The 14,397-nt window shown below is 63.5% G+C and carries 14 protein-coding genes and 1 tRNA gene; 7 read left to right on the top strand and 8 right to left on the bottom strand.

From position 1 onward, the window contains the following. Nucleotides 1–266: 266 nt before the first annotated feature. The 3 genes from EOA23_RS08295 to EOA23_RS08285 are packed head-to-tail and all read right to left on the bottom strand — an operon-like array spanning nt 267 to nt 2,955. A complete protein-coding gene (locus EOA23_RS08295) occupies nt 267–1,163 on the bottom strand; it encodes a transporter associated domain-containing protein (protein ID WP_127303559.1) in 897 nt (298 codons plus the stop codon). Further along, nucleotides 1,160–2,329, bottom strand: coding sequence for a 3-dehydroquinate synthase (gene aroB, locus EOA23_RS08290; protein ID WP_127303558.1), 1,170 nt, complete (start codon nt 2,327–2,329; stop codon nt 1,160–1,162). The genes EOA23_RS08295 and aroB overlap by 4 nt, the downstream gene beginning before the upstream one ends. Next, entirely contained in the window at nt 2,326–2,955 is a 630-nt protein-coding gene (locus EOA23_RS08285) for a shikimate kinase (RefSeq protein WP_126064163.1), read from the bottom strand. Before EOA23_RS08285 ends, aroB begins: the two co-directional genes overlap by 4 nt. 195 nt (nt 2,956–3,150) lie before the next feature. On the opposite strand from EOA23_RS08285, the gene EOA23_RS08280 reads away from it, so the two are divergent. The 5 genes from EOA23_RS08280 (at nt 3,151) to EOA23_RS08260 (ending at nt 7,103) form a co-directional block, all read left to right on the top strand. After that, the gene (locus EOA23_RS08280) at nt 3,151–3,303 is read left to right on the top strand and encodes a histidine kinase (protein WP_127303557.1); all 153 of its coding nucleotides are present in this window, start codon (nt 3,151–3,153) and stop codon (nt 3,301–3,303) included. Nucleotides 3,304–3,316: 13 nt separating this feature from the next. Next, nucleotides 3,317–4,231: a site-specific tyrosine recombinase XerD gene (locus EOA23_RS08275; protein ID WP_127303556.1), complete on the top strand. Its 915-nt coding sequence runs from the start codon at nt 3,317–3,319 to the stop codon at nt 4,229–4,231. Nucleotides 4,232–4,332: 101 nt separating this feature from the next. Then, a complete protein-coding gene (locus EOA23_RS08270; protein WP_127303555.1) occupies nt 4,333–5,283 on the top strand; it encodes an acetyl-CoA carboxylase carboxyltransferase subunit alpha in 951 nt (316 codons plus the stop codon). Between the two features lie 203 nt (nt 5,284–5,486). Beyond that, a complete protein-coding gene (locus tag EOA23_RS08265) occupies nt 5,487–6,776 on the top strand; it encodes a murein L,D-transpeptidase family protein (RefSeq protein WP_127303554.1) in 1,290 nt (429 codons plus the stop codon). A gap of 75 nt (nt 6,777–6,851) precedes the next feature. Then, complete coding sequence (locus EOA23_RS08260; protein ID WP_127303553.1) at nt 6,852–7,103, top strand: sulfurtransferase TusA family protein; 252 nt, start codon at nt 6,852–6,854, stop codon at nt 7,101–7,103. 20 nt (nt 7,104–7,123) lie between these two features. Here EOA23_RS08260 and EOA23_RS08255 read toward each other — a convergent pair whose 3' ends face one another. Both EOA23_RS08255 and EOA23_RS08250 read right to left on the bottom strand, forming a co-directional pair. After that, nucleotides 7,124–8,251, bottom strand: coding sequence for a GTP-binding protein (locus EOA23_RS08255; RefSeq protein ID WP_127303552.1), 1,128 nt, complete (start codon nt 8,249–8,251; stop codon nt 7,124–7,126). A gap of 5 nt (nt 8,252–8,256) precedes the next feature. Then, entirely contained in the window at nt 8,257–9,426 is a 1,170-nt protein-coding gene (locus tag EOA23_RS08250) for a D-alanyl-D-alanine carboxypeptidase family protein (RefSeq protein ID WP_127303551.1), read from the bottom strand. Nucleotides 9,427–9,647: 221 nt separating this feature from the next. On the opposite strand from EOA23_RS08250, the gene EOA23_RS08245 reads away from it, so the two are divergent. Together EOA23_RS08245 and EOA23_RS08240 are read left to right on the top strand one after the other, a co-directional pair. Next, a complete protein-coding gene (locus tag EOA23_RS08245; protein ID WP_127303550.1) occupies nt 9,648–10,811 on the top strand; it encodes a M20 aminoacylase family protein in 1,164 nt (387 codons plus the stop codon). 109 nt (nt 10,812–10,920) lie between these two features. Next, nucleotides 10,921–10,997: transfer RNA gene (locus EOA23_RS08240), tRNA-Arg, on the top strand. 227 nt (nt 10,998–11,224) lie between these two features. Here EOA23_RS08240 and EOA23_RS08235 read toward each other — a convergent pair. The 3 genes from EOA23_RS08235 to EOA23_RS08225 are packed head-to-tail and all read right to left on the bottom strand — an operon-like array spanning nt 11,225 to nt 14,219. Continuing rightward, nucleotides 11,225–12,082, bottom strand: a complete 858-nt coding sequence (locus EOA23_RS08235; RefSeq protein ID WP_127303549.1) for a carbohydrate ABC transporter permease — start codon at nt 12,080–12,082, stop codon at nt 11,225–11,227. Next, entirely contained in the window at nt 12,082–13,002 is a 921-nt protein-coding gene (locus EOA23_RS08230) for a sugar ABC transporter permease (RefSeq protein WP_245474069.1), read from the bottom strand. Before EOA23_RS08230 ends, EOA23_RS08235 begins: the two co-directional genes overlap by 1 nt. After that, complete coding sequence (locus EOA23_RS08225) at nt 12,999–14,219, bottom strand: sugar ABC transporter substrate-binding protein (RefSeq protein WP_127303561.1); 1,221 nt, start codon at nt 14,217–14,219, stop codon at nt 12,999–13,001. Before EOA23_RS08225 ends, EOA23_RS08230 begins: the two co-directional genes overlap by 4 nt. Nucleotides 14,220–14,397 lie beyond the last annotated feature (178 nt).

Below are 14,397 nucleotides of genomic sequence, written 5' to 3'. Positions count from 1 at the left end.
TGACCGGTCGAACCGGGACGAGCGAGACACTCCGAGGTGCTCACCGGCAGTCAATGTCGCGTACGTGTTTGGAACTCGCTATCCGTGAAGCCCATCTAGGCCAGCGCTCACAAATCCGCGCGCAAAAAGCCGGACATATGAGCGCAAGCGATCAGGTCAAATCATCTCCAGCCAAAGCCTTGCAAGCAGGGGGCCGTCCACATATGAGCACCGGAAGCACATGAAGCTGCCATTCGCAGGCCGGCATCATCTGAATATCGACACACCTAGCTTTCGCCGGCGGGCCTGATCCTCAATCTCGCAATGCGGTTCTTGTCGCGCTTCATGACGACGAAACGCTTGCCGTGGAAGGTGAAGGCCTGCTTTTCCTCGGGGATCGACTGTGTCTCATGGATGACGAGGCCGGCGATCGTCGTCGCCTCCTCGTCGGGCAGGTCCCAGTCGAGCGCGCGGTTCAAGTCGCGGATAGGCACGGTGCCGTCGACGACGACCGAGCCGTCGGCTTCTTTCTTGACGCCCTGCATGTCGATATCGTGCTCGTCGGCGATCTCGCCGACGATCTCCTCGATGATGTCTTCCAGCGTCACCAGCCCTTCGACCTCGCCATATTCGTCGACGACGATGGCGAAATGCGTCTTGCGCCGCAGGAAGGCGTTGAGCTGTTCCTGCAAGGTGGTGGTGTCCGGCACGAACCAGGGCTTCGCCGCGATCTTCATCACGTCGATCTGCGAAAAGTCGTTGCCGACCTCGTTGAGGGCCCTCAGCAGGTCTTTCGCGTGCAGGACGCCGACGATGTTGTCGAGCGAGCCCTTCCACAGCGGCATTCGGGTGTGCGGACTCGTCAGGATCTCGCGCACCACCGCCTCCGGCGCATTGTCGGCATTGACGGAGCGCATATTGGTGCGGTGGACCATGACGTCCGACACTTCGAGCTCATCAAGCTCGAAGAGGCCCTCGAGCCGGTTGCGCTCCTCGCGGCCGGCTTCGCCGTCGCGACGCGGATCGTCGCTGTCATGATCCTTGCCGTTGCGCTCGGACCGCTGCTGCTGCTCGATTGGCCGCAGCGCGTAGCCGAAAGCGGCAAGCAACCGGGCGCGGAACAGGAGCGCCACGATCACGATGGCGGCGAGGACGGCTGCGACGATCCAGCCGGCGTCGATCATCCGGAACGGCTCCTCTTGGACCGTTCGGGATGGCTTGTCTTGAGCGCCGCTGGATGGCTCATCTTGAGGAAGGAAAGCACTTCCGAGGGCGGCACGTCCTTGGCGATGAACGACTGGCCGATGCCGCGCGTCAGGATGAAGGTCAGCGCGCCGCGCGAGACCTTCTTGTCCTGGGTGATGAAGGAAAGCAGCGCCTCGGCGTCCGGCAACTCGCCGGGAATATCGGCCATGCGCCAGGGCAGGCCGACGGCGCTGAGATGCGCCTCGACGCGTTCCGCGTCGTCCGGGCTCGCCAGGTTGAGCCGCGCCGAAAAGCGATGCGCCAGCGCCATGCCGATGGCGACGCCCTCGCCATGGACGAGGCGGGACCCGTCATATTGCGTGGCGGCTTCCAGGGCATGGCCGAATGTGTGGCCGAGATTGAGCAGCGCGCGGTCGCCGGTCTCGAACTCGTCCCGGGCGACGACGTCGGCCTTGGCACGGCAGGCCTCGGCGATCGCCTCGACGCGCGCCGGGCCGCCAGCAAAGACGTCGCGCCAGTTCTGTTCCAGCCAGGCGAAGAAGGCCGGGCGATCGATCAGCCCGTATTTGGCAAGCTCGGCATAGCCGGCGCGGAACTCGCGGATGGGCAGCGTATCGAGGACTTGGGTGTCGGCCAGCACCAGCCTGGGCTGGTGGAAGACGCCGACCAGGTTCTTGCCGCGCGGGCTGTTGATACCGGTCTTGCCGCCGACGGAGGAATCGACCTGCGCCAAGAGCGAGGTTGGGATCTGCACGAAATTCATGCCGCGCCGCACGATGCCGGACGCAAAGCCGGCGAGGTCGCCGATGACGCCGCCGCCGAGCGCGATCACCACGTCGCGGCGTTCGAGCTTGGCGGCGAGCACGCCGTCGACCACCTGCTCGAGATGGGCGAAGCTCTTGGTCTTCTCCCCGGCGGGCAATGTGATGACGGCGGACTGGATGCCGCCCTTCTCCAATCCCGCCTTCAGCGTGTCGAGATGCGCGGCGGCGACGTTCTCGTCGGTGACGATGGCCGCGCGGGTGCCAGGAAGCCGGCGCGCGATCTCCTCGCCGGCGCGCGCCAGCAATCCGGAACCGATAAGCATGTCATAGGCGCGGTCGCCGAGTCCAACCTCGACCTTCACCGGTTCGGCGTGGCTCACGGCTGCACCTCGTCATTTGTGGCGCCTGTAGCGCCCGTCGCGATCGCCTCGACGCCGAGATGGGCGCAGAGCGCCGCGACGACTTCGCCGGCGATGATCTCCTTGCGGTCGTCGCGCGTCGGCACGGTGAGGTCGGCGGCGGCATAGACCGGATAACGCTCGCCCATCAGCTTTTCCAGCACGGCGCGCGGATCGGGGTTCTTCAAGAGCGGCCGGTTCTGCTTCTTGGAGACGCGCTCCATCAAGAGGTCCAGATCGGCCTTCAGCCAGACCGATATGCCATGCGCGGAAATCGCCTCGCGCGTCTGCGCGTTCATGAAGGCGCCGCCGCCGGTCGACAGCACCTGCGGGCCGTTCTCCAGCAGGCGCAGGATCACGCGCTGCTCCAGCGCGCGGAATTCCGGCTCGCCATAGCGCTCGAACAGTTCCGGAACCGTCATGCGCGAGACGCTTTCGATCTCCTGATCGCTGTCCATGAAGGGCAGCGACAGCATCGTCGCCACCTTGCGGCCTATCGCCGTCTTGCCGGCCCCCATCAGCCCGACGAAGACGATCGAACGGCTGCCGAGCCGTTCGACCAGCGCGGCACAGCCTTCGTCCGTCGGATTTGGTGGCAGAGCGTTCATAGGGGCCTCTTTGCGCCGTATCGACATCAAAAGCTTGTTTGCGTCAAGCGCGGGTGCACGAACGTCCTAAGCTTAGGAGCTTTTCCGGCAAAACCTGCGGCGAGCGGAATCCTTCGTCCTTGAATTGCCCGGTTTGGCGTCCCATAAGGGCACAGGGCTTTGGAAACGCAGAACAACAAGACGGGCGAAATTTGAATGCCGACTTTGTTTCGCTTCGTCGTGACGCTGGCGGTTCTTGCGGGCATTGCCTATGCCGCGATGTTCGCGCTGGCGATGTTCGTGGAGCCCAAAAAAGCGGAAATGAGCATCCGCATTCCCGCCGAAAAGCTCAATCCCAAGAAGAACTGACAAACCCGGCCCGATGAACAGCGCCGCCCGCATCGAAGCCTTCCTCGAGATGATGAGCGCCGAACGAGGGGCGGCCGAGAACACGCTTGCCTCCTACCGCCGCGACCTGGAGGACGCTTCCGAAGCAATCAAGGGCGGACTTGCGGGCGCTGGATCGGCCGACATCCGCGCCTATCTCGACGACATTGCCGCGCGCGGCTTCGCGCCGACCTCGCAGGCGCGCAAATTGTCGGCGATCCGCCAGTTCTTCAAATTCCTCTACGCCGAGGGACTGCGCGGTGACGACCCGACCGGCACGCTGGACAGCCCGCGCAAGGGCCGGCCGCTGCCGAAGACGATGAGCGAGGCCGAGACCGGCCGCCTGCTCGACCGGGCGGCGCAGGAAGCCGGCGAAGCTGGTCCGGATGGCGACCGGATGGCGGCGTTGCGCCTGCACGCGCTGGTCGAGGTGCTCTACGCCACGGGCCTGCGCGTGTCGGAGCTGGTCGGCCTGCCGGTGACGGTGGCGCTGCGCGACGACCGCTTCTTCATGGTGCGCGGCAAGGGCGACAAGGAACGCATGGTGCCGCTGTCGGCCAAGGCGCGCACGGCCATGCGCGCCTGGCTTACCGCAAGGGCCGAGCGCCCGGCCTTTGCCGAGAGCCCTTTCCTGTTTCCCGCCTCCTCCGACAGCGGCCATCTTTCCCGGCAGGTTTTCGCCCGCGATCTCAAGGGCTTGGCCGCACGGTCGGGGATAGCCGCGGCCAAGATCTCGCCGCATGTGCTTCGCCATGCTTTTGCCAGCCATCTCCTGCAGAACGGCGCCGATCTCAGAGCCGTTCAGCAACTCCTTGGCCATGCCGACATCTCGACCACGCAGATCTACACCCATGTGCTGGAGGAGCGGCTGGTGCGGCTGGTCAACGATCATCATCCGCTTGCCGACTAGGCCTCATATCGCTATGTGAGGGCGACGTTCCACCGCCCGGAGCCGGCATTTCAGCGGTTCCGCCAGCCATTTCGCCTTCCGACGGATCGGTCCGCTCAAGCATGTACAACTACCTCGACTTCGAAAAGCCGGTGCAGGATCTGGAGCTCAAGATCCTCGAGCTGAAGAAGCTTGCCGAGAACGGCGAGGCGGTCGATGTCGCCGAAGAGATCAGCCGGCTGGAAAAGCGTTCGCGTGACGCGTTGCGCGACCTCTACAAGGCGCTCACCCCCTGGCAGAAGGTGCAGGTCGCGCGCCATCCCGACCGCCCGCATTGCGTCGACTACATCAAATGGCTGTTCACCGATTTCACGCCCTTGGCCGGCGACCGCAATTTCGGCGACGACCAGGCGATCGTCGGCGGCTTCGCCCGCTTCCGCGGCGAGCCGGTGGCGGTGATCGGCCAGGAAAAGGGTTCGGACACGGCAAGCCGTATCAAGCACAATTTCGGCTCGGTGCGGCCGGAGGGCTACCGCAAGGCGGTGCGCCTCATGGAACTGGCCGACCGTTTCAAGATCCCGCTTCTGACGCTGGTTGACACCGCCGGCGCCTATCCCGGCGTCGGCGCCGAGGAGCGCGGCCAGGCCGAAGCGATCGCACGTTCGACTTCCGCCTGCCTTTCGCTGAAAGTGCCGTCGATCTCGGTGGTCATCGGCGAAGGCGGTTCCGGCGGCGCCATCGCGATCGCCACCGCCAACCGGGTCTACATGCTGGAGCACGCCATCTATTCGGTGATCTCGCCGGAGGGTGCCGCTTCGATCCTGTGGCGCGACACCACCCGCTCGAAGGACGCGGCGACCAACATGAAGATCACCGCGCAGGATCTTCTCGAGATGAAGATCATCGACGCCATCATTCCCGAGCCGATCGGCGGCGCCCAGCGCGCGCCTGAAACGGTCATTGCCTCCACCGGCGACCTCATCGCCAGGACGATGAAGGACTTTGCCGGCGCCAACACCGATTTCCGCGAGCAGCGCCGCGAGAAGTATCTGGCGATGGGCCGCAGCCTTTAATCGGGCCTCTGCTGGTAAACTGTGGCGGCAACGACCAATTTCGCCACAAAAATGCCGCCGGATTCCGCTCAATGGAAATCGCCGTGAGGGGTTTGCGGTAAGGAATTTTCAAGGTTAACGGGCTTACGGTCCACTGGTGTTCAGCCTGCGGGCCCGGCCATGCCGAGAGTCGTTGGCCCGAGAGAAGAGACGTAGCCGCACCGATGTTTGCCAAGCTTGCCCGCACCGGAGTCCTGATCGCCGCCATCGGCGTCGCCGGCTGCAATGATTCGTCGATGAAGGATTTCGCGCCGGAGGCCAACAAACCGCTGCCGGATAAGATCCTTGCCGACATGAAGGCCAAGGGCATGGTGCGCACCTCCTCGGTGATGGCGCGCATCTTCAAGGAAGAAGGCAAGCTGGAGATCTGGAAGGCCAAGACCAACGGCCGCTACGATCTCGTCGCCACTTACGACATCTGCAAATGGTCGGGAAAGCTCGGCCCCAAATACACCGAGGGCGACCGCCAGGCGCCGGAAGGCTTCTACACGGTTCGCCCGTCGCAGATGAACCCGCGCTCGAATTACCATCTGTCCTTCAACATCGGCTTCCCCAACGCCTATGACCGCGCCAATGGCCGCACCGGCCAGAACCTGATGGTGCACGGCGCCTGCTCGTCCTCCGGCTGCTATTCGATGACCGACGCGCAGATCGAGCAGATCTATGCCTTCGGCCGCGACGCCTTCCAGGGCGGCCAGACCGAGTTCCAGATCCAGGCCTTCCCCTTCCGCATGACCGCCGCAAACATGGCGCGCTACCGCAACGACCCGAACTACGAGTTCTGGAAGATGCTGAAGGTCGGCTACGACAATTTCGAGATCACCAAGGTGCCGCCGAAGGTCGACGTCTGCGAGAAGCGCTACGTCTTCAATCAGGTCGCGCCTGAAGGCACCACCTTCGACCCGACCGGCCCCTGCCCCCCGACGACGCAGCCGGATTCGCTGAAGACCGCTTTCGCCAGTTACGAGAAGAGCTACGACGCAGCCTTCAATTCGGCTGTGAATTCCAGCAACCCGCCGCCGAAGCCGACCATTGCCGGCATCAAGGAAGCCAGCATCGTCTCCGACTGGTCGAAGCGCCGCGCCCGCGGCGAGCGCGTGCCGATTGAGCCGCCGTCGATGAATGCGGATGGCTCGGTGACGGAAACGACCCGCATGGGCCGTATCGATTCGCCGGCCGGCCGCAAGATGGCCGCGCTCGACGCGGAAAAGGAAGCCAAGCGCAAGGCCGAAGAGCAGCGCCTGGCGGCGATCGAGGCAGCCAAGGCCGCCAAGGAACAGGCCAAGGCGCAAGCGCTGGCCGAGAAGGAAGCCGCCAAGCAGGCCGCGCAGCAGCCGGTCGTCACCGCCGGCGTCGAGCCAGCGCCTGCGCAGGAAACCCAGCAGGCCGCCGACGCCGACCAGGGCACCGTGTCGAAGCTGAAGAAGAAGCTGCTCGGCATGTTCGGCGGCTGAGACCCAATGCATGTCGCCCAAAAGCATGCCCTCGGGCATTGACCCGAGGGTGTAAGGCGGTTTTGGGATAACGACATGCATGAACAAAAGGCAAAGCCGCCCGCCATCTACGATCTCAAGGGACTGAACTGTCCGTTGCCGGTGCTGAAAGCCCGCAAGCGGCTGGCCGCCATGCGGCCGGGCAGCCGGCTTTGGCTGGAAACCACCGATCCGCTCGCGGTCATCGATATCCCGGCCTTCTGCGCCGATGCCGGTCACCAATTGGTCGAAACGGCCGCGGTCACCGGCGGTCATCGTTTCCTGGTCGAGCGCGGCAGCGCGGCCTGAGCCGGCGTCGTTTTTTTTGCTTATAGCCCGGCTATTGCCAGCGGATTGGACTCGAGCGCGGCCCGGTCCGGCGTGTCGATCGACGGTTTGTTGGTGAAGGCCGCGAACAGGCGCTGGATATAGTCCTGCGGCATGTCCAGCGTGATCAGCACCAGCCTGGTGCCGCGCTGGCCGTCGGGCCAGGCCGGCAGCCTTGCCGGCGGATGCAGGATCTTCTGCACGCCATGAATGACAAGCGGTCGCGACGGATCCTCCGCAAGCTCGATGACGCCCTTCATGCGCAGCAGCTTCTCGCCATGTGTCGAGCTCAGAAGGTCGAGGAACATCTCGATCGCCGAGAACGGCACCGGGCCGTCATGGACGAGCGAATGGGTGCGCACGCGCATATCATGGCGATGCTCATGGTGGTGATCATGATCGCCGTCATGATGGCCATGATCGTGGTGATGATCCTGATCATGGCCATGATCTTGATCATGCGCCGCCTCTTCGCCAAGCCAGCGCCGCACGTCGGCGGACTTGGTTGCAGGATCATAGAGGCCGCAATTGAACAGCGCCGCGGCGCCGGCCTCGTTGACGTCGAGCACGACGGCGCCCGGATTGACCTTCTTCAGCCTTGCCCGCAACACCTCGACCTCGGCCGCATCGGCAAGGTCTGTCTTGGTCAGCACGATGCGATCGGCCACCGCTGCCTGTTTCACCGCCTCGACATGGGCGTCGAGCGTTGCCTCGCCATTGACGGCGTCGACCAGCGTGATGACGCCGTCGAGCCGGAAGGCCTGCACCAGTGCAGGATGCGCCATGATCGACTGCAGCACCGGCGCCGGATCGGCGAGGCCCGTCGTCTCGACGACGACGCGGGCGAGTTTCGCGATGCGACCGGTCTGCAGCCGGTCGACTAGATCGGCAAGCGTGTCGACCAGGTCGCCGCGCACCGTGCAGCAGAGGCAGCCGTCGGAAAGCTGGATGATGCCGTCGGATGCCTGCTCGACCAAAAGATGGTCGATCGCCACCTCGCCGAACTCGTTGATGATCACCGCCGTATCGGCAAGCGCCGGATCCTTGAGCAGCCGGTTGAGCAGCGTCGTCTTGCCGGCGCCGAGAAAGCCGGTGAGAACGGAGACGGGGATGGGAAAGCCGCCCTTCATGATCCCTAGTTCGCCTTGGCGGGCTGGTCGCCTTGCGCTGCGGCGGCTGCCGTTCCGGTCGCCGCCGGCTCGGCGCCGTTCGGCGCCGGCCTGTCGGGCCGCCAGCTCGGCACCGGCACGTCGGCATAGTTCTGATCGGTCTGGTCGACGAACGCCTTCGGCGCCGGGCCGGTGGCGCCGCCGAGGCCGACCGCGATCAGCGTCGGATGGTCGAGCTTCACCTGATAGGGCGACTTGGGCTTATCCTTGGCAGCGACTTCGGGGGCTGCCTCGGATTGCTCCTCCTTCGGCTTCTTCTTGCAGATCTCGTCATGCATGTCGTTGGGCGACAGCGTGTCGCCATAGGGCTTGAGAGCGGCCAGCGTCGTCGAACCCTCCGCCCGCGTATCGAAACCCTGGTCGAGCAGCTTTGCCGCCGCCTCGGCGCGGCTGACCGCCGATTTCTCGCCAAGCACCACGGCGACCAGCGTGCGGCCGTTGCGCGTCGCGGAGCCGATCATGTTGAAGCCGGAAGAGCAGACGAAGCCGGTCTTCATGCCGTCGGCGCCGGGATAGCGGCCGATGAGCAGATTATAGTTCGGGAGCGCCTTCTTGCCGACGGCAAGGCCTTCGATCGAGAACCAGGGCGCATACTGTGGAAAATCATTGCGCAGCGCCGTCACCAGCACGGCGAGGTCGCGCGCTGTGGTGTATTGTTCCGGCGAATAGAGCCCGTTCGGGTTGACGAAATGCGTTCCGACCATGCCGAGGCGGGCCGCCTCGGCGTTCATGCGGTCGGCGAAGGCCGCCTGCGATCCGCCGATATTCTCGCCCACGGCCATGGCGATGTCGTTGGCCGATTTGACCAGCATCATCTTCAGCGCATTGTCGAGCCGCATCACCGAGCCGGGCTTGAAGCCCATCTTGCTCGGCGGCTCGCCGGCCGAATGCTTCGTCACCTTGATCGGCGAATCAAGCGCCACCTCACCGGCCTGGATGGCACGGAAGGCGACATAGGCCGTCATCAGCTTGCTGAGCGAGGCCGGATACCAGCGCTTGAACGCGTCCTGATGCTCCAGAATGGACCCGCTCTTGAGGTCGAACAGGACCACCGGATTGGCGCGCGCAACGCCGGCAAACGCCGGAAGCGCCAACGCGCCCGCCAGCAACAGGTTGAGGAAATGCCTCTGCCGCATGATCAAATCCGAAATCGCCTCTTGCCGTAATCGCCACCGGGTCCGTAAGATTTCGTTACCCATCGCCAGCATAAATGCGGCCCGGCCCCTCGACCCGGACCCCATTGTTGCGGTGCTATTTACCCTATGTGACGCCAAAATGGCAAAGTTCAACACAATCACAATTGCTGAGCATCGGTTCTGAACCGACCGCCGCCAATCAACCAAGAGATGGACCGATCATGCCGATTCTCAACCGCGCCGCACAAATGCAGGAAGAAGTCGCCGGCTGGCGACGCCATCTCCACCAGACGCCGGAACTGAATTTCGACGTCTTCCAGACCGCCAGCTTCGTCACCGAGAAGCTGAAGGCCTTCGGCTGTGACGAAGTAGTGACGGGATTGGGCAAGACCGGCGTCGTCGGCATCATCCGCGGCCGCAAGGGCGATGGCCCGACGATCGGACTGCGCGCCGACATGGACGCGCTGCCGATCGACGAGATCACCGGCAAGCCATGGGCCTCGACCGTGCGCGGCAAGATGCATGCCTGCGGCCATGACGGCCATACCGCGATGCTCTTGGGCGCCGCCAAATATCTTGCCGAGACGCGCAATTTCGCCGGCACCGTGGCGGTGATCTTCCAGCCGGCCGAGGAAGGCGGCGGCGGCGGCAACGAGATGGTCAAGGACGGCATGATGGAACGCTTCGACATCGAGAAGGTGTTCGGCATGCACAATATGCCGGGCCTGCCGGTCGGCCAGTTCGCCATCAAGCCCGGTCCGATCATGGCCGCGACGGCCGAGTTCACCATCACCGTCAAGGGTCGCGGCGGCCATGCCGCGATGCCGCACGGCACGATCGATCCCATCGTCATCGCCAGCCAGCTGGTCGGCGCGCTGCAGACCGTCGCCTCGCGCAGCACCGATCCGGTCGAGGCCGTGGTGGTGTCGGTCACGAAGTTCCACGCCGGCGATGCCTATAACGTCATCCCCGAAAGCGCTGAGATCGCCGGCACGGTCCGCACGCTGAAGAAGGAGGTGGCCAAGAAATCGGAAGAGCGCATCCGCGCGCTCTGCGCCGGGCTGGCCGCCGCCTTCGGCGCCACCATCGAGGTCGACTACGACGCCAACTACCCCGTCACCTTCAATCATGCGCAAGAGACGGTCTTCGCCAGCGATGTCGCCGCCGACGTCGCCGGCGACGCGCATGTCCATCGCGCTATCCAGCCGGTGATGGGCGGCGAGGATTTCTCCTATATGCTGGAAGCCCGCCCCGGCGCCTTCATCTTCATCGGCAACGGCGACTCGGCCGGCCTGCACCACCCTGCCTACGACTTCAACGACGAGGTCATCCCGCACGGCATGAGCTATTGGGTGAAGCTGGCGGAAACGGCCTTGGCCGCTTGACGCGCAGGCTTGGCAAGAGGAGGCGGCCGCCTATCGCAGACGGCCGCCTGATCGGCTTTCAGACTCCTCTTGGCGAACCGGCCCGAAGCGTTTATGTGTCGGGCCGCGTGGTCCCGTAGCTCAGTAGGATAGAGCGGCAGATTCCTAATCTGTAGGTCACAGGTTCGATTCCTGTCGGGATCACCAAGGGTCGTGTCCCACCAGATGGTGTAGCTGAGGGTTGTGGAGCCGCTCGCGAGCGCGCCGTTAGTAGCGCTGTAGCGAGCGAGCGGCCTGTCGGTGGTCATCGGCGCTTTCCGGCAGGGCCTGGATTATTGACGCGCGACAGGGCGGAGATCGTGTTCCACTAACGCCGACCGCCGTCTCAAGGATTGCGCCGTTTGCGGCGTTGCTCCAGCTGTGGCCTACAGACGCTATTTGGTTGAACCTGCAAGCAGGCCGGAAATGAGGTATCGATTGAGGAAGATCACCAGCAGGCAGGGCACCGCAATGGTGATAGAACCGCCGGCCATGATAAGCCCGTAGTCGACGAAGTTCTTCCCTGCGAATTCCGGGATCAGAACCGTCAGCGGCTTTGTGTCCTTGGGTGAGAAGACGAGCGGCACAACATATTGCCCCCAGGCGCCGAGGAAGGTGAGAATGGCAGTCGCCGTAAGTCCTGGTGCAGCGATCGGCGCGATGATGGAAAACAGGATGCGCATGTGGCTTGCCCCGTCGATACGCGCCGCCTCTTCCAACGATCGTGGCAGCGTGTCCATGACGCCTTTCAGGAGCCAAAGGCAAAGCGGCAGGAACGCCGAGACGTAGATGAGCGTCACGCCGAGATAGGCGTCGATCTGCCGGAGCGACACCATCAGCCGAAACAGCGGGATGAGCACCGCGTATCCCGGCACCGCCATGGTCCCCACCACAGCATAGAAAAGCACCTCACGTCCGGGAAAGTTCAGGCGGGCGAAGGCATAGGCCGCAAGCAGCGACATCAGCACGCAAAGCACGGTGGCGGCACCCGAAGTGAGTATGCTGTTGAAAAGCGCAAGCCGGAACTCACCGGCCACGTCGACGCCTCCCATATGCCCATCGAGCACGCCAAGAAGCCTCAGGTAGTGCTCGCCGGTGGGATGCTCGGGAAAAAGATGAAGCGGCCGCGCATTGAACTCGACCGTCGGCGTGAGGCTGGAGGCGAGTGTCCAGTAGATCGGAAGAAGCGACCAGGCGAGCAGCAGCGCAACGCCGGCCCAGATTCCAAGACGGATGTGCCAAGGTTCCTTCATCAGTCGAGCCTCGTGCTGCGGTGGATGCGCAGCACATAGCCAAGCGATATGGCGAGCGAAATGAAGGTGACCATCAGTGACAATGCCATGCCGTAGGAGAAATTGAGTTTCTTGAAGGCCTCAAGATAGATCTGCAGCAGGATCGGCCGCGTCTCCAGACTGTTGCGGGCAAGCACGATCGCTTCGTCGAACAGGTTGAAGGCTGACACCGTGGCATTGGTCATCGCCACCGCGATCGCCCCGCGCGTCAGCGGCAAGGTAATATTGCGGAACATCACAAGGCGACTGGCGCCGTCCATGCGCGCGGCCTCATAGAGGTCGCCCGGAATGCTTTGCATCGCCGCCAGCACGATAACGATGGTCAGCGGCAACATGCGCCAGATATGCACCACCGAGACCGCAAGCATGGCGCTGGTGCTGTTGTTGAACCAGAGGTGGCCCTCGTAGTCCAAACCGATCATCACCAGCAGCCCGTTGAGCAGGCCAGGGCCGGGCGAATAGATCCATTGCCATATGACGCCGCTGACCACGCCGGGCAGCGCCCACGGCAGGACAACGGCTGCCAACACCCACTGACGCCCGCTCTTCAACTGATTGATGAGTGAAGCCGCCAGGACCCCCAGCACCGTCTCGGCGAAAACGGCGATTACGACATATTTGAAGGTGTTGAGCCAAGCCTGTCCCACCTCTACGTCGCTGAAGACGCGCGTATAGTTGGAGATGCCGACGAACGGGGTTCCTGCTTGCATCGGGTTGACGCGGTGCAAGCTGTCCCATGCGGTGCTCAGCAATGGGTAGAAAACGAGCCCGCCCATGGTGAGCAGGATCGGCAGCACCATCAAAAAGGCGGTCGTGGCGTCCCCAACTTTGCGGGCGCCACGACCTTGTCGCGGGAGGACAGTTACCGCTTGCGACGTCACTGCTTCACGGCTTCAGCCGCGGCCTCGGCGATACGCTGAACGGCCTGGTCCACACTGATCTCACCCTTTGCCGCGCTGTTGATCGAGGTGTTTACGGCCAGCGAGAATTGCGGATACCAGGCGGGCGCGCCGGATGGGAACAACGCCTCGACGGTTGGCGCCTGCTCCACAAGCGCCTCGCCGCTGACCAGCTTGCCCTGTTGCTGCAGCTCTGCGAGCGCGGACGTGCGCGTCGGCAATACCCCGTTTCCGTAGTTGTGGATCTGATAGTCCTTGGATGTCATCCATTTGATGAATTCCTTGGCCGCTTCCGGGTTCTGGGCATTCCTTGGGATGCCGAGGCCCTCCAGCAACCCGAACGAGCGCGTCTTGCCGCTTTCGGTGGCGACCGGAATTGCCTGAACCTGTCCGGCAACGACAGACTGTGCGGGGTCATTGTAAGCGCCAAGGCGGCCCGGTTCGCCGCTGATCATGATGCTGGTCAGGCCCTTGGCGAAAAGTGTCTCATTGATCTCGCTGTCTTTAAGACCGGTGGAGGCGGGATCAACCAGGCCATCCTTCAAGAGCATCATCTCGAAGGCCATCGCTTTGTAGCCGGCCGAGTCCGGCGCCGTGAACAGAGGTTTCATATCCTTGTCGAAAAGATCTCCGCCAAACGCCTTGGTCAGAAGATACCAGCTTGTCGATGCGCCTTCGGTCGCGGAAAGCGGCAGGCCGATCGGATACTTTACGATTCCCTTGGCCTTGACGGCCTTCGCCGCCGCCACAAGCTCGTCGAGCGTCTTTGGCATGACGGTCACGCCGGCATCGGCGAACTGCTTCTTGTTCACCAGCATGACGCGAAAGTCATTTGTGTAGGGAATGGCCAGAACCTTGCCGTTCACGTTGAAGATCGTCGACCCCTTGATGTCATCTAGGGTCGCGGCGTCAACGGTGTCGTTGAGCGGCGTATACCAGTCTGCCGCAGCGAACTGGCCGGTCCAGGACCAGTCGAACTCGGTCACGTCAGCCGGCGCCGTGCCAGCCAGCAACGCCGTTGAAATCTTCACCGACACGTCGTCCCATGACGCCGTCTGCAGATCAAGCTTGATGCCGGTGGCTTTCTCGAAATCAGCCACCATGTTTGCATCCTGAGGCGAGGGCAGGAGCACCGAAACTGTTTGTCCCGCAAAGGGCTTGGCATCATCGGCCAGCGCAATTCCGCTGGTAATGGCCATCAAAACGACGCTGAAGGCGAAGACCAGATCAGACTTCGGCAAACGCATGATTATCTCCCGTGACGTCGCGAGCGGGCAGCATTGTTCCCACTATGCTTTTTGGCCGCTGCCCGCACCAATAGACGGTAACGCTATCGCTGGAAATTCTGATATTCTTGCCGGTTTCGACCCAAATTTT

Origin of the sequence: Mesorhizobium sp. M2A.F.Ca.ET.042.01.1.1 (assembly GCF_003997405.1) — a bacterium.
GTDB lineage: Bacteria > Pseudomonadota > Alphaproteobacteria > Rhizobiales > Rhizobiaceae > Mesorhizobium.
The sequence above is the reverse complement of the archived record's forward strand: the minus strand, read 5'-3'. Positions and strand labels throughout refer to the sequence as shown.